This is a genomic window from Kitasatospora sp. NPDC059827 (genome assembly GCF_042731675.1).
Classification (GTDB): Bacteria; Actinomycetota; Actinomycetes; order Streptomycetales; family Streptomycetaceae; genus Kitasatospora.
Window position 1 is genome coordinate 1 of sequence record NZ_JBHWIV010000128.1, and the last position, 17,515, is coordinate 17,515.

16 protein-coding genes are annotated in these 17,515 nt (G+C 76.4%); 5 read left to right on the forward strand and 11 right to left on the reverse strand.

The window, feature by feature from the left end; translation table 11 throughout:
* The 3 genes from ACFV8H_RS39195 to ACFV8H_RS39205 form a co-directional block, all read right to left on the reverse strand.
* Positions 1-713: peptidoglycan-binding protein (locus tag ACFV8H_RS39195; RefSeq protein WP_380409259.1), on the reverse strand; the 713-nt coding region annotated here is incomplete at its 3' end.
* 345 nt (positions 714-1,058) lie between these two features.
* Positions 1,059-3,002, reverse strand: a complete 1,944-nt coding sequence (locus tag ACFV8H_RS39200; protein ID WP_380409261.1) for a hypothetical protein — start codon at positions 3,000-3,002, stop codon at positions 1,059-1,061.
* A gap of 168 nt (positions 3,003-3,170) precedes the next feature.
* Complete coding sequence (locus ACFV8H_RS39205) at positions 3,171-3,395, reverse strand: DUF2568 domain-containing protein (RefSeq protein ID WP_380409288.1); 225 nt, start codon at positions 3,393-3,395, stop codon at positions 3,171-3,173.
* Between the two features lie 266 nt (positions 3,396-3,661).
* On the opposite strand from ACFV8H_RS39205, the gene ACFV8H_RS39210 reads away from it, so the two are divergent.
* Positions 3,662-3,922, forward strand: coding sequence for a MarR family winged helix-turn-helix transcriptional regulator (locus tag ACFV8H_RS39210; RefSeq protein WP_380409263.1), 261 nt, complete (start codon positions 3,662-3,664; stop codon positions 3,920-3,922).
* A 141-nt stretch (positions 3,923-4,063) separates the two neighbouring features.
* Here the strand turns inward: ACFV8H_RS39210 and ACFV8H_RS39215 are convergent, their stop codons facing one another.
* The 3 genes from ACFV8H_RS39215 to ACFV8H_RS39225 form a co-directional block, all read right to left on the reverse strand.
* Positions 4,064-4,633 carry a maleylpyruvate isomerase N-terminal domain-containing protein gene (locus ACFV8H_RS39215; RefSeq protein WP_380409265.1) on the reverse strand — a complete coding sequence of 190 codons (570 nt, stop codon included), beginning with the start codon at positions 4,631-4,633 and terminating at the stop codon, positions 4,064-4,066.
* Between the two features lie 86 nt (positions 4,634-4,719).
* Positions 4,720-5,445, reverse strand: coding sequence for a DUF2625 domain-containing protein (locus tag ACFV8H_RS39220; protein ID WP_380409267.1), 726 nt, complete (start codon positions 5,443-5,445; stop codon positions 4,720-4,722).
* A gap of 126 nt (positions 5,446-5,571) precedes the next feature.
* Positions 5,572-6,192, reverse strand: coding sequence for a helix-turn-helix domain-containing protein (locus ACFV8H_RS39225; protein ID WP_380409269.1), 621 nt, complete (start codon positions 6,190-6,192; stop codon positions 5,572-5,574).
* A 144-nt stretch (positions 6,193-6,336) separates the two neighbouring features.
* Here ACFV8H_RS39225 and ACFV8H_RS39230 point away from each other — a divergent pair, with 144 nt between their 5' ends.
* Positions 6,337-7,329, forward strand: a complete 993-nt coding sequence (locus tag ACFV8H_RS39230; protein ID WP_380409271.1) for an alpha/beta fold hydrolase — start codon at positions 6,337-6,339, stop codon at positions 7,327-7,329.
* A gap of 36 nt (positions 7,330-7,365) precedes the next feature.
* Here the strand turns inward: ACFV8H_RS39230 and ACFV8H_RS39235 are convergent, their stop codons facing one another.
* Positions 7,366-8,340 carry a hypothetical protein gene (locus ACFV8H_RS39235; RefSeq protein ID WP_380409273.1) on the reverse strand — a complete coding sequence of 325 codons (975 nt, stop codon included), beginning with the start codon at positions 8,338-8,340 and terminating at the stop codon, positions 7,366-7,368.
* Between the two features lie 86 nt (positions 8,341-8,426).
* On the opposite strand from ACFV8H_RS39235, the gene ACFV8H_RS39240 reads away from it, so the two are divergent.
* Positions 8,427-8,909: a DUF6882 domain-containing protein gene (locus tag ACFV8H_RS39240; RefSeq protein ID WP_380409275.1), complete on the forward strand. Its 483-nt coding sequence runs from the start codon at positions 8,427-8,429 to the stop codon at positions 8,907-8,909.
* Between the two features lie 147 nt (positions 8,910-9,056).
* Positions 9,057-9,509: a nuclear transport factor 2 family protein gene (locus ACFV8H_RS39245; protein ID WP_380409277.1), complete on the forward strand. Its 453-nt coding sequence runs from the start codon at positions 9,057-9,059 to the stop codon at positions 9,507-9,509.
* A gap of 20 nt (positions 9,510-9,529) precedes the next feature.
* Here ACFV8H_RS39245 and ACFV8H_RS39250 read toward each other — a convergent pair whose 3' ends face one another.
* The gene (locus ACFV8H_RS39250) at positions 9,530-11,692 is read right to left on the reverse strand and encodes a BTAD domain-containing putative transcriptional regulator (protein ID WP_380409279.1); all 2,163 of its coding nucleotides are present in this window, start codon (positions 11,690-11,692) and stop codon (positions 9,530-9,532) included.
* A 320-nt stretch (positions 11,693-12,012) separates the two neighbouring features.
* Here ACFV8H_RS39250 and ACFV8H_RS39255 point away from each other — a divergent pair, with 320 nt between their 5' ends.
* On the forward strand, positions 12,013-14,943 hold the full coding sequence (locus tag ACFV8H_RS39255; RefSeq protein ID WP_380409281.1) for a BTAD domain-containing putative transcriptional regulator: 2,931 nt from the start codon (positions 12,013-12,015) through the stop codon (positions 14,941-14,943).
* Here the strand turns inward: ACFV8H_RS39255 and ACFV8H_RS39260 are convergent.
* The 3 genes from ACFV8H_RS39260 to ACFV8H_RS39270 form a co-directional block, all read right to left on the reverse strand.
* Entirely contained in the window at positions 14,883-15,470 is a 588-nt protein-coding gene (locus ACFV8H_RS39260; RefSeq protein WP_380409283.1) for a sigma-70 family RNA polymerase sigma factor, read from the reverse strand. The two genes, ACFV8H_RS39255 and ACFV8H_RS39260, sit on opposite strands and share 61 nt — an antisense overlap.
* 256 nt (positions 15,471-15,726) lie before the next feature.
* Entirely contained in the window at positions 15,727-16,158 is a 432-nt protein-coding gene (locus ACFV8H_RS39265) for a hypothetical protein (RefSeq protein ID WP_380409284.1), read from the reverse strand.
* Between the two features lie 145 nt (positions 16,159-16,303).
* Positions 16,304-17,281: a S8 family serine peptidase gene (locus ACFV8H_RS39270; protein WP_380409286.1), complete on the reverse strand. Its 978-nt coding sequence runs from the start codon at positions 17,279-17,281 to the stop codon at positions 16,304-16,306.
* Positions 17,282-17,515: the final 234 nt, after the last annotated feature.

Consider the following 17,515-nt stretch of genomic DNA (forward strand, 5'->3'; position numbering starts at 1 on the left):
TCGCCGCGCAGCGAGTGGCCGCCGCCCCACACGTACGGGACGCCCAGGTAGGACTTGGCCGCGTTCAGGACCTTGGTGGAGTCGATCGGGCCGCTCGGCAGCGGGACGGGCTTGCTGCCGTAGAGGGCGTTCTTGACGGCCGTGCCGACGATGCCGTCGATGGTCAGGGCGTGCGCGGCCTGGAAGTTGCGCACCGCCGTGTCGGTGGCGGGGCCGAACTGCCCGTCCACGGTGAGGCGGCCCGCGTTGAAGGTGTTCAGCATGGACTGCAGGGTCTTGGCGCACGCGCCGGTGGCGCCCTTCTGCAGGTCCCCGCACTGGGTGCGCAGGTCGACCGTGCCGGAGGCGGCCGCCGCGGCCGCGTCTATGGCCGCCTTGGTGGCCCGGCCGACGATGCCGTCCACGTCCAGGGAGTGCGCGGTCTGGAAGTCGCGCACCGCCGTGTCCGTGCCCGACCCGAACTGGCCGTCCACGGTGAGGTGGGCGCCGGTCTGGTTGAGCTCCAGCTGGAGCTGGGTGACGCAGCCGTCGACCTCGCCCTTCTGGAGGTTGGCCGGGCAGGACGGAGAGGTGATCGGTATCGGGGCCGGCACGGTCGCGGCGGAGGCCGCCGAGGCGGTGAAGGCGCCGACGCCCGTCAGCACGGACGCCAGGGCCAGGCCCAGCGACAAGCGGCGCCGGGTGGGGAGGACGGTGTTCACAGGGGTCTCCAAATCCATGATGATTCGTCAGAACTCTGCCTCACCCGGCCACCCGTACGGGAGGGGTACGCCGTCCCATCCGCCGGACGGCCGCGTCTCACGGCACCCGCCCGGACGATGGGACGGGCCGCCGCCCGGGTGCGGCACCCAACGGGCGCGGCCGTTGAGCTGGGCTGACGGACGGAAGGACGGCGTCCGCCGCGGCCCTCGGCCACCGGGGAATCCGCGGCGTCCCGGCCCGCATCCCGGGAAACCGTCCCGCAGGTCCTCCACCGCGCGGGCCGCCACGCGCTCGGTCACCTCATGGCTCCTCGCCCCGGGCCGGGCGGTCGGCCGCTCGGCCCGGGGCGGTGCCCGCTACCGGGCGCGCTCGGCGTCGCGGCGGCGGCGGGTGCCGACCATGCCGAAGGCGCCGCCGAGCAGCAGCAGGGCGCCGGCGCCCTCCATCAGGATGCCGGTGGCGCCGCCGCCGCCGGTGTGGGCCAGGGCCTGACCGGTGCCGGAGCCCGTGCCGGAGACCGCTTCGGTGGTGGGCGCCGGGGCGGGGGCGGCGGGAGTGGGGGACGTGGGAGTGGGGGACGTGGGACTGGGGGACGTGGTGGGGGCGGAGGACTGGGTCGGGGTCGGGGCCGGGAGCGCCGTGGTGGGGGCGTCGGTCGGCGCCGGGTCGGGGTCGGAGGCGGGGGCGGTCGCGGTCGCGGTGGGCGCCGGCGTCCGGCTCGGCTGAGCCGTGCCCGTGCCCGTGCCGGTACCGGTGCCGGTACCGGTCGGTGCGTCGGTCGGGGTGGTCGGGCCGGGCGCGGGGGCCGAGACCGTGGTGCAGTCCGCCGTCGGCGTCGCGGGGGCCGTACGGGTGCGCGTGGCCCGGGACTCGGTGGGGGACGCGGCGGAGGCGGTGGGCCTGGGCGTCCCGTGCTTGGTCCGGCTCGCGCTCGGGCTCGCCGTGGGACCGTCGGAGCCGTCGTCCGTCGGACCGGCCGGTTCCCCGGCCGTGGCGGTGGCGGTGCTCACCGCGCGCCGCTCCTGCTGCCGGGTGGCCGTCGGCGACGGTGAGGCGCCCGATTCCGGCGACTGGTGGTCGTCCGCCGGCATCCCGGTGGCGGTGGTGGCCTCGGTCGCCGCGCGCCGGGTCTGCTTGCGGGTGGACGTCGGGGAGGGCGAGGCGCCCGGCGCGGGTGACTCGCCGTCGTCCGCGGGCTTCGCGGTGGCGCTCACACGGGTGGAAGGCTCGGGCGCGGAGGGCTCCGGGTCCGGGCAGTGGGAGCCGTCGCCGTCGGGCCCGCCGGGGGTGGAGTCGACGTGGTAGCCGGCCACGATCCTGGTGAAGGCGTACGGGTCCTGCTGGATCCCGCCGCAGACCGAGGCGCTCTCCGCGGTGAACTCCCCGCCGCACGGGCGGTCCCGGTTGACGGCCCAGTAGGTGAAGCGGGCCAGGTGGTGGGCGGCCGCGAAGTCCCGCATGGCGCGGAAGTCCGCCGGGCCGACCACCTCGTCCTTGCTGTCGGAGTGCCCGTTGATGGAGGACAGGCCGGTGTGCCGCCAGGCGCTGTCCGCGTCGTAGCCGTAGGCGTGGACGAGGACCTGCTGGAGGCCGGTCAGGGCGGAGACGGTGGCGTCGACCATGGTGCCGTGGTGGCTGTCGAAGTCGAACGGCATCACCACCCAACCGTCCACCTCCACCCGGGCCTTGGCGGCCCGGGCGATCAGGTCGGCGCCGGCGGCGTCCGGGCCGTTCAGCTCGGCGCTGAACGTGACGTAGACCCGCAGGCCGGGGTTCTTCGCCTTGACCGCACCGAGCGCCTCGACCACCCGCTGCCGGGCGTCGGCGCTGGTCAGCTCGGTGGACTCGATGTCGATGTCGATCGCCTTCAACTGGTAGGCGTCGATCACCTTCTGGTAGGCGGCGGCGAGTTGGGCGGAGTCCGCGCACTTCTCGCCGAGCTTGGCGCCGTCCCAGCCGCCGAAGGAGGCCACCACCTCGCCGCCGGCCGCGCGGATCGCCTTGATCTTCGCCTCGTCGTCCCCGCCGGTCAGCGGACGGCTGCCGTCCCAGCGCGGGTCACAGCCCTGACCGGCGAGCAGGAAGGCGAGGGTGAACTGCTTGAGCCCGGTCGCCTTCATCACCGCGACCGGGTCCTGGGCGTCGCCCCAACCCAGGTACTCGTAGGCGGCGTTGAGGCCGACCGGGTCACTCGCGGCGGCCGGGGCGTCGTTCTGCGCGACGATCAGGACACCGCCGGCCGCGATAGCGGTGGCGGCGGCGGCGATCCGCCGACGGCGGCTGAGCCGGTGTTTGGGCATGGCGGTCGCTCTCCTGAGTCAGGGCCGGCCGACACCCGGCCCGTCCCGGGTCCGCCGCCGCCCACGGGGATTTCTCGCCGGGGGATACGGCCCGCCGCCCCGCTCCGGTTCACCGTTCCCCGGGTCGACCGTCACACCTCGGCGGAGCACGGCCCAGCACGGCCCGCCTCAGCTCAGCACCAGGTGCACCGCCGTGGTCAGCAGGTAGCCCAGCGCGAAGACAACCGCCGTACGGCGCAGCCCCGTTGCCCGGAGCAGGACGGCCGCACTGCCGAACCAGACCAGGTCCAGCACCGCCCGGGCCGCCCCGTGCAGCGGGACCTGCGCGCCCGGCGCGCCGAACAGGGCCCAGACCGCGACGTACCCGCGGGCAGGGCGAGGGCGAGCGCCCAGCGGGCCGGCCGGGTGGCGCGCCGGGTGAGCGCGAACCGTACGGCGGCGGCGTAGACGGCGAGTTCGAGCAGGAAGGCGAGCGCGTCAACCCCCCTTCGCTGACCTCCTCGCTCGCCTTCCGCCTCGGCACCCTGGGCACCGTCGCCACCGCGCGCTTCACCTCCGCCATCGAGAGCCGCGACCTCAAGCCGAAGCGCGTCGCGCTGCTCGCCACCCTCGACGCGGGCGCCGCCGCCTCCCAACTGGAGCCGGCCCAGGTAATGGGAGTGGCGCCGAGCTTGGTGGTGAGCCTGGCCGACCAGTTGCAGGCGCTGGGCGCGGTGGCCCGCGAGCGCGACCCCGCCGACCGCCGCCGCCAGACGCTCACCCTCACCGCGGACGGCCGCACCCTGCTCCACGAGTGCACCGCCCTGGCGCACGCCGTCGACGACGAGTTGGCCGCCGCCCTCTCCCCCGCCGAACGCGAGTCCCTCCGCCGGGCCCTGGGCGCGCTCGCCCGCGAGGTTGGGCTGCCGGTCGAGGAGTGACCCCGGGGTCCGGACCCCCGGGCCCCCGGTACGCGAAGGCGGCGCCGGTGCCCTCGCACCGACGCCGCCCGCCGCCCCACCGACCGCCGCCCCACCGACCAGCCCGCGCCGTGACCGAGACGGTTCGCCGGGTGGATGCGATCAGTCGGAGCGCGCCGCCTTCCACACCCACGAGGTTCGGCGGGGAAGGCCGTCCAGTTCCTGGCGGCCGGTGCACCAGAGCAGCACCTGGACGGGGTCTCCAGGAGGAGCGTCGGGGAACAGCCGACCGAGCACGGCCGCGCACAGCGGTGCGGGCGGCTGCCAGTCCACGGCCAGTCCCTGGGTGATGTCGTGCGTGTGCAGCAGGGTCTCAGCGACACCCATCGCCGCGAAGCCCTCGGGATCGCAGGGACCCCAGTGCCAGGCCCGCGAGGTCGGACCGGCCGCGGCCAGTACGGAGCTGAGGAGGCGGCCACAGGCGGCGACCGTCCGGAGCACCTCGGCCGGGGAGGCGGTGGGGCGGACGTTCAGGTCGAACGGGAGGTAGGAGTCGGCGGGACGTGCCGCCACCTGCCCCGCGTAGGCAAGCAGGTCGTGCGCGATGTGAGCCGCCGTCTCCCAGCAGCTCCACTCCAGCGAACCGGCCGGCACCGTCCAGTCCTCGTCGGCATGCGGTCCCAGGGCCTTCAGCGACTCCGCCAAGGCCGTGTCGACGTCCCGGTGGTCCATGGGTAGCTCCTCGTGCGGTTCGTGCTGTGCGAAGGGGATGTGGTCGCGGCGTCTTCACGCCCGCCGGCGCAGGTGGGCGCGTCGCCTCAGACCTCGCCGAGGAAGCCCGGGTCGGTCAGCCCCGCCTGCCCGGCGAAGTCGGCCGCCACCCCGAGCACCTCGTGCATCGGCACCGCCCGGCGGCTGGTGGCCGCGAGGTCCGCCTGGGCCTGCTCGGACCACAGGAACGGGAACACCGTGATCCCCTGGGACGGGGTCAGGGCCGCCGCCTCGGCCCGCCAACCGGGCCAGCGCACACCCTCGTAGAAGGTCTCCGCACCGCCCGAGAGCAGCCAGGAGACCCAGGCCGAGTGGCCGATCTCCAGGGCCTCCCACTCCAGGGTGTCGGGAGCGAAGTAGGTGATCTGCCCCGGCGCGCCCGGCCGGCCCGCCGCCGCGGGGTCGTGGCCGTTCAGCGCGAAGACCCCGCCCACGGCGTCGTGGCCGACGACGAGACCGTCCGCCGGGTGCCAGGCGGACTCGAAGGCCGCCGGAAAGCCATTGACCCGGCCCAGGCTCGGCAGGCCCCCGGCCACGGCCGAGCCACCGCCGAACACCCGCACCCACCCGTCGTCCAGCAGCAGCCCGCCCGTGTTCAGGACCAGGGCGCCGAGCACCGACCGCGCCGTCACCTGCAGTTGCAGGAGGCAGCGGCGCCCCTCCTCCTGGTCGGCCGGAAGCACCTCCACCGGCACGGCCGCCGCCGCGATCGCGGCCGCCAGCTCGGGCCACGCCGGATCGTCCACCTCGGTCAACTCGTCGATCTCTCGCATCCGAGGATGATCGCACCGAACCCGCCCGGCCCCGGCATCCGCCTGCCGGCCTGCCCGCCACCCTGCCGGTCGGGGCCGGCAACTGCCGCTGCCCGCTCGGCACCTGCCTGCCGGGAGGCCGCGCCGCTAGCGGGTGGTGCGGCCGAGGGGCGGGGTGCGGGGGCGGAGGACCTCGCCCTGGGGGCCGAACATCACCAGGTACTCGACCGGCGCGTCGGCCCCGGCGTTCGCGACGCCGTGGGGGGTGCGGGTGTCGAACTCGGCGACGTCACCGGCGCCCAGGACGAGGTCCTGGTCGCCGAGGGCCAGCCAGAGCCGCCCGTACAGGACGCAGAGCCACTCGTACCCGTCGTGGGAGGACTGCCGGGGCCGGGTCGGTGGCGTGTCGGCGTCGGCGGTGGCGGCGGGCAGGACGTGCTTGTGGGCGTGCAGGCCTCCCACGTAGCGGGTCAGCGGCAGCACGGACTTGTCGGTGGTGTCGGGGCGCCGCCGCCGTGTCGTCGTGCCGGCGGGGGGAGCGGGAGTGGTGCCGGTCAGCTCGTCGAGCGAGGCGCCGTACTCCTGCGCGAGCCGCAGCAGCACCTCCAGGGTCGGTCGGCGCCGGCCGGTCTCGATCCGCGACAGCGTGCTCAGCGCGATCCCGGTCGCGAGGCTGACGCCGGTGAGGGTCGCCCCGCGCTGCTCGCGCGCGGCCCGCAGCCGGGGGCCGATGCTCGCCAACACATCGGCCGTACGGTCGTCCGTCACCGCTGCCCGCCCCCTCCGGTCGTACCGTCGTCCACGCCCTGTCCTGCCAGTTTGCCAGGATGTCAAGGATCCTCGCACCGGGCGGGCACGGCGCCGCATGATCGGTGGGCAGCCGCACCCGCCCCCGTCCACCGAGGAGTTGCGATGAACCGCCCCTTGCCGTCCGCCGAACCGCACCACCGCACCGTCGAGGGGCCCGCCGGGCGTCTGCACCTGGTCGAGCAGGGCAGCGGACCGCTGGTGCTGCTCCTGCACGGCTTCCCCGAGTCCTGGTACTCCTGGCGCCACCAGCTTCCGGCCCTCGCCGCGGCGGGGTACCGGGCCGTGGCGCTCGACGTGCGCGGCTACGGCCGGTCCGGCAAGCCGACCGGGCCGGACGCCTACCGGATGGTCGACCTGGCCGCGGACAACGTCGCCGTGGTCCGCGCCCTCGGCGAGGAGCGGGCGGTGCTCGTCGGACACGACTGGGGTGCCGGGATCGCGGCCACCTCCGCCCTGCTGCACCCCGAGGCCTTCCGCGCCGTCGCCCTGCTGAGCGTCCCCTACGCGCCGCCCGGCGGCCCCCGCCCCGGCGAGGTCCTCGCCCAACTGGGCGGCAAGGAGGAGGAGTTCTACGTCTCGTACTTCCAGGAGCCCGGCCGGGCCGAGGCGGAGATGGAGTCCGACCTCCGGGGCTGGCTCGCGGGCTTCTACGCGGCCCTGTCCGCCGACACCATGCCGGGCCGGGACGAGCCGGACCCGCACTTCGTGACCCGCGCCGGCGGCCGGCTGCGCGACCGCTTCCCGCGGGGCGCGCTCCCCGGCTGGCTGACCGAGGAGGACCTCGACGTGTACGCGGGCGAGTTCGAGCGCACCGGCATGACCGGGGCGCTCAACCGCTACCGCGCCATGGACCGCGACTGGGCGGACCTCGCCCCGTACCGCGGCGCGCCGATCGAGCAGCCGTCCCTGTTCATCGGCGGGGCGCTGGACGCCTCCACGACCTGGCTGGCCGACGCGATCGCCGCCTTCCCCACCACCCTGCCCGGCCTGGCGGCCGCCCACCTCCTCGACGGCTGCGGGCACTGGATCCAGCAGGAGCGGCCCGCGGAGGTCAACCGCCTGCTGACCGAATGGCTCGACGCCCTCCCGGCCTGACGGCACGCCCGGGCCGGGGCGCAGGCTCCGGGGCCGTCACTCGTCCTCGAAGGAGGAGTGGGGTTCGTACGGCTCGAAGTCGCGGTGGTCGAGGAGTTCCGCGATGGAGAAGGGGTGCCGGTGGTCGGTGAGGAGGCGGTGGACGAACTCGGCGGTGGAGCCGTCGAAGCGGGCCTCGTGGTCGCCGTCCTCGTTGCGGGCGATGACCGGCCACCGGTCCGGGTCCGGGCCCTCCGTCAGCCAGTAGAACTGGTCGGCCTGGACGGAGCCGGCCCACTGCAGGAGCCCGCCGGGGGCGGGGTGGAGCCGGTAGGGGTGGTAGACCGCGGCGATGTCGGGGTGGGCGGCGGCGAGGTCGGCGAGGGTTCGGGCATTCCTCACCAGACAGGAGGGATCGTCGGAGCCGGACTGGGGACCGGGCAGGAAGATGTCGAGGTAGCCCGCGAACGAGCCGGGGCCGAAGTGCTCCACCAAGTGCCGGTAGTCGGCGGGCAGGGCGGTGCCGAGCCGGGCCTCGGCCGACAGCCAGTCGACGGACCACTCTCGCGACCGGGGCCGACCGGTCACCGCGGCGAGCCGCCGCACCCAGCGGGCGCCCGACCCGTCGCCGCGATCCTCCTCCTCGAAGTAGTCTGCGGGAAGGGCGAGTTCCGCCGGATCCGCCCGGGGAGCCGTCAGCACGAGGAGCTGCGGTTCGCCGCTCCCGCCGTCCGGCCGGACGATCCCGCAGCCGACCCAGCGCCCACCCACCGCCCACCCGCACAGGTCGACCACGCCCCCGGGGAACGCCGCCAGCAACGGCAGCCCGCGGTCCTCGACGAGGGTGGGGTCGACGAAACCGCCGGTGGCCAGGGTGCGCGAGGACCCCCAGCGGGGGCGCAGCGCCTCGACCAGGCGGCGCAGGGCGGCGTCCAGGTCGCCACCGGTCGCCACCGGCAGGCGGGCGAGGCCCGGTGCCGGACGGGCCAGCAGGGCGTCGACTCGGTGGAGGTGGTCGGCGAGTTCGTCCATCGCACCAGTCAACCGCAGACCGCTGACACCTCCCCCCGCCCGCCGGATGAGAGGATCTCGCCGAGAGTTCTGTACGAGGAGACACCATGAACGACCGTTCGAAGCATGACCACTCCGGCTGGGAGGAGGTCGTGCTCGCGGCCCGCGAACGTGCCCACTCCCGACAGGCCCTCATGGTCGAACGCTTCGGGCTGTCGGGTGACGTGCAGTACCACTGGTCGCTGGACGATGCGCGGATCACCTGGTCGCGCGCCGGGAAGGTGTTCCTCGCCGGCCGTCTCACGATGCTCGGCAGCGTCAGCCTCGCCCAGCGGTCCTGGCTGTGGTCCTGGGCGAACGACTCGCTGCCGCCCGCGGCCCTCGGCGACGTCGAGCGGGTCCGGCGGTACGGCGAGGAGAACGGCTTCCCCGTCCTGCCGTGGCCGAGCTTCGACCACCGTCCCGAGCTGGTCGCCGAGGCCCGGATGGTCGCGGCCTCCGTCCTCGACGCCGAAGGGATCTGGGCGGACTCCTCAGACGGCGTGCAACTCCACTTCCTGGTCCACGACCTGGCGCCCGCCACCGGTTGACGGCCACGGGCCTGGGCCAGGCCGGTGATCGCGGCGGGCTCGCACGAGCCGCACCCCGGGAACCGGGCGATTCGCGCAGGGAGGACCTCCGCCGAGCCGCGAGCATGGAGCCGTGAACCACGCCCGTACCTGGCCCCCGGAGGCGAAATGAGCAGGACCGTCAGTGACGACACCCCCCTGGTGGGGGCGAACAGCCCGTTCTTCCGGATCGTCAAGGAGGGACTGGACGGCCTGGTAGACGGCGAGGACTTCTACGACCTGCTGGCCGAGGACGTGGTCTTCGAGTTCGTGATCACCGTCCCGGGGTACCCGCGGCGGGTCGAGGGGCGCCAGGGGATCGTCGACCTGTACCGCGACTACGGCGACTACGTGGAGCTGCACGGCGCGGACGACCTCCGGGTGCACCGGGACCGCGAGACCTCGGTGGTGGTGCTGGAGTACGCGGTCCACGGCAGGTCGGTTCCGACGGGGCGGCCCTACGACAACCGCTTCGTCTCCGTGCTGGACGTCGAGGACCGCAAGGTGAAGCACTGGCGCGACTACCTCGACCCGGTCGCCGTCTTCGACGCCCAGGGGTGGCCTCGGGGCGGACGGCCGTAGCGAGCCGTCGTACCCGAGGTTCAGCCCGGCCTCGGCCCCGGTGCCCGCGCGTCCGCCGGGACGGCCGGGGCCGGGGCCGGGCCCACGCCGGGGGGCTCGGTGCGTCGGACCACCGGGGTGGTGCGGAGGAGGTCGGCGAGGAGGCGGTCCATCAGGGCGCACTCCCCGGGGTCGGCGCCCTCGGCGCCCTCGGGGGCGGTGTGGGTGTGGCCATGGGGCGGCTCCGTCGGGGCGGGCCCGGTGGCCGGTCCGCGGCAGGCTTCGGCGAGGGTGCGGCTCAGCCGGTCGAGGATGCGCTCCGGCCCGCCGTCCGCCACCCGGTCCGGGCCCGGACGTTCGGTCAGCTGCCGGGCCAGGCCGGTGACCAGGCCGCGGGCCAACTCCAGGGCCTGGTCGGCGGTTTCGAAGGCGCGCGCGGAGAGGCACTGGGTGGGGACGGCGGTGGTGAGGCGTTCGAGGGCCGCGGCGGCCGCGTCGACGGCGTGGTCGAGGAGCCGGCGGGTCGCCTCGGCCCGGTCGTGGGCGGGGAGTTCAGCGGCGAGTTCAGCGGCGTAGAGGCCCGCCAGGCGGTCACCGCGGAAGCGGCCGGGCGAGGCCTCCTGGACGAGGTGGGCCGCGTCCAGTTCGGCGAGGAGTTCGCGCGCGCGGGCCCGGGGGACACCGGCGAGGGCGGCTGCGGCGGCGCTGTCGAGGGTCCCGCCGGGGTGGAGTCCGGACAGGGTGAACAGCCGACGGGCCTCGGCGGGCAGGGCGCGGACGGTCCGGCCGAGGGCCGCCGCGATGCCGAGGGTGCCGCCGGTGGCGAGGGCGGCGAGTCCGGTGGTCCGGTCGGACATCTCGTGGACGAGGTCGTCGAGGGACCAGGCGGGCCGGGAGGCGAGCCGGGCACCGGCCACCCGCAGGGCGAGCGGCAGCCCGTCGCAGAGCGCGGCGAGCCGGCGGGCGGCGGCGGGGTCGGCGGCGACCCGCTCGGGGCCGGCGATCCGGCCGAGCAGTTCGACGGCCTCGTCCTCGGGCAGGCCGCCGACGGGCAGCGGGATGGCGGCCTCGCGGACGACGAGGTCGGTGAGCCGGGAGCGGCTGGTGACCACCACGACGGGTTCGGGGGCGCCGGGCAGCAGCGGTTCGACCTGTTCGGCGGAGCGGGCGCCGTCGAGGACGATCAGCAGCAGCCGACCCTCGGTCAGCCGCCGGAGCAGGGCGCCCGCCCGGGCCCGGTCCTCGGGTACCTCGGCGGGCGGGACGCCGAGGCGGGTGAGCAGGAGGGCGAGGGCGGCGCCTGGGGTGAGGGGTTCCTCCTCGCCGAAGCCGCGCAGGTCGAGGTGGATCCGGCCGTCGGGGAAGCGGTCGGCACTGGCGTGGGCCCAGTGCAGGACGAGGCTGCTCTTCCCGGCTCCGGCGACTCCGGTGACGAGCACGGGCCGGCCGTCGGCGCGGCAGGCGGCGTCGTCCAGGCGGCGCAGGTCGTCGGCGCGCCCGACCAGGGCGGTGCCGGGCCTGGGCAGGGCGTCGCCGGGGCTGGCGGCGGGCACGGGGGCGGGGGCGGGAATGGAGACGGGATCTGCGGGACGGTCGCCCCCGGCCTGCCGGAGGCAGCGGGCCAGCAGGGCGGCGGCGGGCTCGCGCCGGGGGTCGGCGGTGACGACGGCCCGGAGGTCGTCGAGGGCCTCGGCGCCCCGGCCGAGGGTCAGCAGCCGTTCGGCGAGCCGCTCGACCGCGTGGGTACGGGCGGTGTCGAGCCGTCGGCCGGTGGTGGCGGTCAGGGTGAGCGAGCCGGAGTCGGTGAGGGCGGGACCGCCCCAAAGGTCGAGGGCCTCACGCAGGAGTGCGGCGGCCCGTACGGCGTCGGCGCTCTCCTCGGCGGCGGCCGTCAGTCGTTGGAAGTGCTCGGCGTCGACCAGTTCGGGATCCCCGACGAGGACGTAGCCCTGGGCGCGGGTGAGCAGGGTGAGGCCCTCGCCGAGGCTGCGCCGGACGGCGGAGACGTGCCCGTGCAGGGCGGCGCGGGCGGTGGGCGGCGGCGCGCCCTCCCACACCGTGTCGAGCAGCCGCTCGACGGTGACGTGGTCGTTGAGCTCGCTCGCGAGCAGGGCGAGCACCGCTCTGCGGCGCGCACCCGCCAGGGCGACGGGGCGCCCTTGCTCGGAACGGAGTTCGACTCGGCCCAGCAGCCGGACGTGCACACCCACTCCCTGAGTGCCGGGGACATGACGGAACGGGCCGAGGATACGAACCGGGGCGATCTTCGTCCAAGCCCTCGAATTGATTGGTAAAGCAACACAACTACCAAGCAGAGATTGGGAGTCGGACACATTCGACCCCCCTCGTGCGGAACTCAAGGTTCGCCCGGAGTTCACCTGGCGCTCACCGCGCCCACGCCATCTCCGCCGTTGCCAGGGGTGATCACCACCCCCGATCGACGCGCGTAGACTCACATGTCGGACAGGATGATTGAATGACCCGTCCCGGTCTTCCTGCCGGGAGCGGCAGACCTGGGGAGCGCATGCGCATTCGGCTGCTCGGACCCACCGAGCTCACGGCCGCGGACGGCCGCACCACGCCGATCACCGGGGCCAAGCGCCGCGCGGTCCTGGCCCTGCTGGGGCTGGAGTTCGGCCGGTGCGTCCGGATCGAACGGTTCTACGACCTGATGTGGGCCGAGGAGCCCCCGGTCCAGGCCAGGGCCGCGCTCCAGGGGCACATCGCCGCCCTGCGCAAGCTGCTGCACGGCACCGGGCTCACCCTGCGCACCCAGGCCCCGGGCTACCTCCTGGACGGCGACCGCGAGTCCGTCGACCTCCACCGCTTCACCGCCCTCACCACCCGCGCCGCGAGCGAGCCGGACGACGCCGCCGCGGCCGCCCTGCTCGGCGAGGCGCTCGACCTGTGGGAGGGCCCCGCACTCGCCGACCTGCCCGACACCGAGCAGCGCCGCGGCCACGCCAACCGGCTGGACGGCGTCCGCGAACAGGCCCTGCACGACCGGGCGGAACGCCTGCTGCGCTGCGGTCGCGGGGCCGTCGCCGTCCCGGCACTCGAACAGCACCTGCACACCGACTGGCTCCAGGAGCCGACCGTCGCCCTGCTGGTGCGCTGCCTCCACCAGGCCGGCCGCCCGGCCGAGGCCCTGCGCCGCTACCACCGCACCCGGGCCGCGCTCGCGGCCGAACTGGGCCTGCACCCGGGCGCCGCGCTCCAGGCGGCCCTGACGGCCGTGCTGGCCGAGGAACCGGCGCCGGCCGACGGCGGCCCGGCCGGGGCCCACACCCAGGCCCCCCACGACGCACCGCACCGGCCCCCCGCCGTTGCCGACGCCCCCTCCCCGACCGCCCCCGCCACCCCCACCGCCGCCCCGCTCCCCCGCCGTACGGCCGGCTTCGTCGGCCGCGCGGCCGAACTGCGCTGGCTCGACCGCGCCTGCGGCCCCGACCGCCCCGACCACGCCCTCGCCGTCGTGGTGGGCGCGGCCGGCGCCGGGAAGACCGCGACCGTGGTCCGCTGGGCGCACACCGCCGCCGACGGCTTCCGGGACGGCCACCTCCACTGCGACCTGCGCGGCTTCGACCCGGCCCGGCCGAGCACCCCCGGCGAGGTGCTGGCCGGCTTCCTGCGGTCCCTCGGTCTGGCCGAGGCCGAGATCCCCGAGGAGCACGCCCGCCGCGCGGCGCTCTACCGGGCCCTGACCGCCGAGCGCGAACTGCTGGTGCTGCTGGACAACGTGCGCGTCGCCGAGGACGTCGGCGAGCTGCTGCCCGCCGGTCCGCGCTGCGCCACCGTGGTGACCAGCCGTCACACCCTGGAGGACCTGATCGTCACCGAGGGCGCCGCGCTGCTGCGCCTGGAGGCCCTGCCGGAGGCCGACGCGCTGGCGCTGCTCGCCCAGGTGCTGGGCGAGCGGCGGGTCGCCGCCGAACCCGCCGCCGCGCTGCGGCTGGCCGGGCTGTGCGACCACCTCCCGCTCGCGCTGCGGATCGCCGCGGCCCGGCTGGCCGCCCAGCCCTCGTGGACGGTGGCCGACCTGGTCGCCGAGGCCGAGGACGACCGGACCCGGCTGCCCGCGCTGGACGCCCAGGGCGGGGTCAGCGTGCGCTCAGCGCTCAACCTGACCCTGCGCCGGCTGCCGCCGACGGCGGCCCGGCTGGTCGCGTTGCTGGCCGTCCACCCCGGCCCGGAGATCGACGTGCCGGCCGCCGCCGCGCTGCTGGCGGCCCCGCCGGCCGAGGTCCGCGGCGCGCTCGGCACCTTGGCTGCCCACCACCTGCTGACCGAGACCGCCCCGGGCCGCTACGGCCGTCACGACCTGGTCCGGCTCTACGGCCGGGAGCTGCTCGACGGCGATCCGCCCGCCGCGCGGCACGCGGCGCTGGCCCGGCTGCTGGACCACTACCTGGCCGCCGCGACGGCGGGCGCCGCCCGGCTCCAGCCGCACCTCACCGAGTTCGAGCGGCCGGTGGCGTTCCCGCCGCCAGTCCTGCCCGAACTGCCGCACGTGCGGGCCGCGTTGGACTGGTTCCGCACCGAGGAGCCGACCGTCCGGGCCCTGGTCGCCGCGGCCACCGGGGCGGGCGAGCACGACCGCGCCTGGCGGCTCGCCTTCCTCGCCAACTGCCTCTACTTCGGGGCCGGTCGGCTCACCGACCGGCTCGACTGCCTGCGGCACGGCCTCACCGCGGCCACCCGCACCGGGGACGTGGTGGCGACCGCCCTGGTGGAGGCCGCCACCGCGCGGGCGCTCAGCGGCCGGCGGCGCCCGGTCGAGGCGCTCGCACTGGCCCGCCGCGCCGCCGGGCGGACCGCGGCGCACGACGGACCGGCCCAGATCTACACCATGGCGGTGCTGGCCACCGCCCTCGCCGACCACGGCGATCTGGCCGAGGCCGTCGAACTCTCCGACGCCACCGTGCGCCGACTGGACGAACTCGGCCTGCACGAGGCGGGGGCGGCCGTCCTGAGCAACGCCGCCACCCTCGCCGCCCTGACCGGGGACGGCACCACCGCCCTGCGGCACGCCCGCGAGGCCCGCCGGCTGCTCGCCGCGCACCCGCACGCCACCTTCCACCTGTTCGCGCTCGCGGACGAGGCGCACGCCCTCCACCTGCTGGGCCGGGTGGTGGAGTCCGAACAGGCCTGGCAGGAAGCGGCGGAGCGATGCCGGGCCAGCGGGTCACTGCATCTGGAGGCCGCGGTCGAGCGGCGTTTCGCGGACTTCCTGCTGGCCACCGACCGCCCCACCGAGGCGGCCGAACGACTGGGCCGGGCACGGGAGTTCCACGCCGGGTCGGGTGACACCCGGGGCGCCGCCGAACTCACGGCGCGGATCGCGGTGATCGAACGGGCGACCTCGGCTCAGACCGAACGGACCGAACGGACCGATCAGACCGCGACGCCGATGCCCCGCGCCTCCAGGATCGGGCGCAGCGCCCGGACGGCGTAGAAGCTGCGGGACTTCACCGTCCCCACCGCGACACCGAGCACCTGCGCCGCCTCGGCCATCGAGCGGCCGCGCAGGTGCAGCTCCACCAGCACCTCCCGGTGGAGCGGCTGGAGTTCGGCCATCGCCGTCTCCAAGTCCTGTGCGGCGATGAGCTGTTCATAGGCGTCGTGGGTGGCCGGGTGCTCCTCGGGGGTCTCGTCGGCGACTTCCTGGACCCGCGCGGTGGTCATCCGGAAGTGGTCGATGGCGATCCGGCGGGCCACCGTGAACAGCCAGGGCCGGGCCTGTTCGAGGCCGCGCTGGATGGCGGCCGGGTTCTGCCAGGCGCGCAGCAGGGTCTCCTGGAGGATGTCCTCGGCCTTGCCGCGGTCACCGCTGCTCACTCTCAGCAGGGCCCGCATCAGGTACGGGGCGTGCAGGCGGTACAGCTCCGCCAGGGTGTCCTGGTCCAGGGTCGGGCGGCCCCGGGCGGGCTGGTCGGTGCCCTGCGGGGCGCCTTCGGGGGAAGCGGCGGCTTCCTCGGCCACGGCTCTGATCCTTCGCTCCGGTACAACGGCGTCGGCGAGGAGCGGCGGGGCTGCTGCTCAGCGTGGTCCCCGGGGCCTCGCCCTGACGGGATCACCGTTCCAGCAGCGGCCAAATTCCGCCCAACGGTCGACCAACGACCTCGGCGGGCCGTCACGTTGGTCGGCGTTGGCGCGCGTTGGCCCGCGTTGGCGGCCGTTGGCGCAGGTCGGAGCGGTTCGGAGCCGGTCGGAGCCGGTCGGAGCCGGTCAGCTCCGATCAGCTCCGCGCCGCCAGGGCGGCGGTGAGGCGCTGGACGCCCGCCTCGCCGAAGCGCCGGATCAGGACGGCCACCCAGCCGCCGAGCTCGGCGCGCTCGTGCTCGGTCCAGTCGGCGGCGGACGGGTGCTCGTCCACCACCAGGACCCGGGCGAGCAGCAGTTCGTCGGCGCCCGGCACCGACCGCGCGGGTCCGCCCGGGCCCAATGCGGGCAGGCCCCGTACGGCCAGTCCTCGGGCCACCGCCAGCACGTCCCGGGCGGGGGCCTTCGGCACGCCCCAGCCGGTCGGGCCGGGCCCGTCCCCGGCCGCCGCGGCGGTGCTCTCCCGTCCGGCGTCCTCGGCCAGCCAGCCGCCGATCAGCCGCCGCGCCGTCTCCTCCTCGTCCCGCCCCGCCTCCACGCCCGCCACCGTCGCCGTCCCCGTCGTCATCGGATCCCGCCTCCGCCGTCCGCCCGGCCCGTGGGACCAGGGCCGTTCCGTTCCTGTCGAATGGTTGAACGGATAACGTGCTCGCGAATGTTCAGCGGTTCGTGACCGATGGGGCACCTGGTGTTGGACGGCGCGCCACGCGCCCTCAGCCCCTGCCGAGGGCCCGGCCCGCGCCGACGGCCCTGCGGCGGCCGAGCCGGACGGTCAGCCCGCCGAGGCCGACCAGCAGCACCAGGCCCGCGCTGCCGCCCGCCACCGCCAGGGCGCGCCGGGCGCCCGCGCGGTCCGGCCCCGGGGGGATCGTCACCGGCGCCACGGCCGGGGCCGGTGCGGCGGTGGGCCAGGAGGCCGTCACGGCCGCCACCGGGTCCACCGTGCCGTAGCCGACGGCCCGGTCCGGCAGCGCGGTGCCCGGGTGGTAGGCGGTGGCCTCCAGGCGGCGGGTGAGCTGCTCCGGGGTCAGTTCCGGGCGCAGGGCCAGCAGCAGGGCGGCGGCGCCGGCCACGTAGGCGGTGGCGCAGCCGGGGCCGGAGGCCGTGAACGCGCCACCGTCGGGCCCGGGGCCGGTCACCCCCTCGCCGGGCGCGGCGAGGTCGACCCGCCCCTCCGGGACGGTGGCGGGAGCGCCGCCCGGGCCGACCGAGGCGACCGCGAGCACCCCGGGGTAGGAGGCGGGGAACACGGCGGCGCTGCCCGCGCCCCGGGCGTCCGGCCCCACCGGGGCGACCACCAGGGCCCGGTGCGCCGCCGCGTACCCGACCGCCTCGCTCAGTGCGTCGCTCGGACCGGGGACGGGCACCACCACCGCGATCACCCGGGCGCCCCGGTCGACGGCGGCGCGGATCCCGGCGCCCAGCAGGTCGGGTGTGGTGGAGCCGGCGTCGTCGGTGACCGCCACGGCCAGTACCCGGGCGTCCGGGGCCAGTCCGGCGGAGCCGCCGTCGGCCCCGGCGCGCCCGGCCACCAGCCCGGCCGTGAAGGTGCCGTGGCCGACGCAGTCCCGGCCCGCGTCGCCGGAGCCGGTGAGCCGGGGCCCGAGCTGGAGCCGTCCGGCCAGGGCCGGTGCTCCGGCGTCCACGCCGGAGCCGACCACCGCGACCGTCACGCCCGCGCCCCGGCTCACCGGCCAGGCCTCCTCGGGGCGCAGCTCCGCCCGGGCCCAGCCGGGGCCGGGGGCGGGCCGGTCGGCGGGCGGCAGGCAGCCGTTCCTCTGGACGTCCGGCCGGGTCTGGGTGAGCGGCGGCGGGGGGGGGCCGGGGGCCCGGGGGGGCGGGGGGGGGGGGGGCCGCCCCCCCCCCCCCCGGGGCGGGGGCCCGCCCCCCCCCCCGCGGGGGCCCCGCCCCCGCCCCCCCCCCCC

Excerpts from the sequence above, each read along its gene's own strand:
- ACFV8H_RS39265 (WP_380409284.1), bottom strand. The coding sequence starts at position 16,158 with ATGACGACGGGGACGGCGACGGTGGCGGGCGTGGAGGCGGGGCGGGAC.
- ACFV8H_RS39230 (WP_380409271.1), top strand. The coding sequence starts at position 6,337 with ATGAACCGCCCCTTGCCGTCCGCCGAACCGCACCACCGCACCGTCGAG.
- ACFV8H_RS39200 (WP_380409261.1), bottom strand. The coding sequence starts at position 3,002 with ATGCCCAAACACCGGCTCAGCCGCCGTCGGCGGATCGCCGCCGCCGCC.
- ACFV8H_RS39215 (WP_380409265.1), bottom strand. The coding sequence starts at position 4,633 with ATGGACCACCGGGACGTCGACACGGCCTTGGCGGAGTCGCTGAAGGCC.
- ACFV8H_RS39255 (WP_380409281.1), top strand. The coding sequence starts at position 12,013 with ATGCGCATTCGGCTGCTCGGACCCACCGAGCTCACGGCCGCGGACGGC.
- ACFV8H_RS39235 (WP_380409273.1), bottom strand. The coding sequence starts at position 8,340 with ATGGACGAACTCGCCGACCACCTCCACCGAGTCGACGCCCTGCTGGCC.
- ACFV8H_RS39240 (WP_380409275.1), top strand. The coding sequence starts at position 8,427 with ATGAACGACCGTTCGAAGCATGACCACTCCGGCTGGGAGGAGGTCGTG.
- ACFV8H_RS39220 (WP_380409267.1), bottom strand. The coding sequence starts at position 5,445 with ATGCGAGAGATCGACGAGTTGACCGAGGTGGACGATCCGGCGTGGCCC.
- ACFV8H_RS39245 (WP_380409277.1), top strand. The coding sequence starts at position 9,057 with ATGAGCAGGACCGTCAGTGACGACACCCCCCTGGTGGGGGCGAACAGC.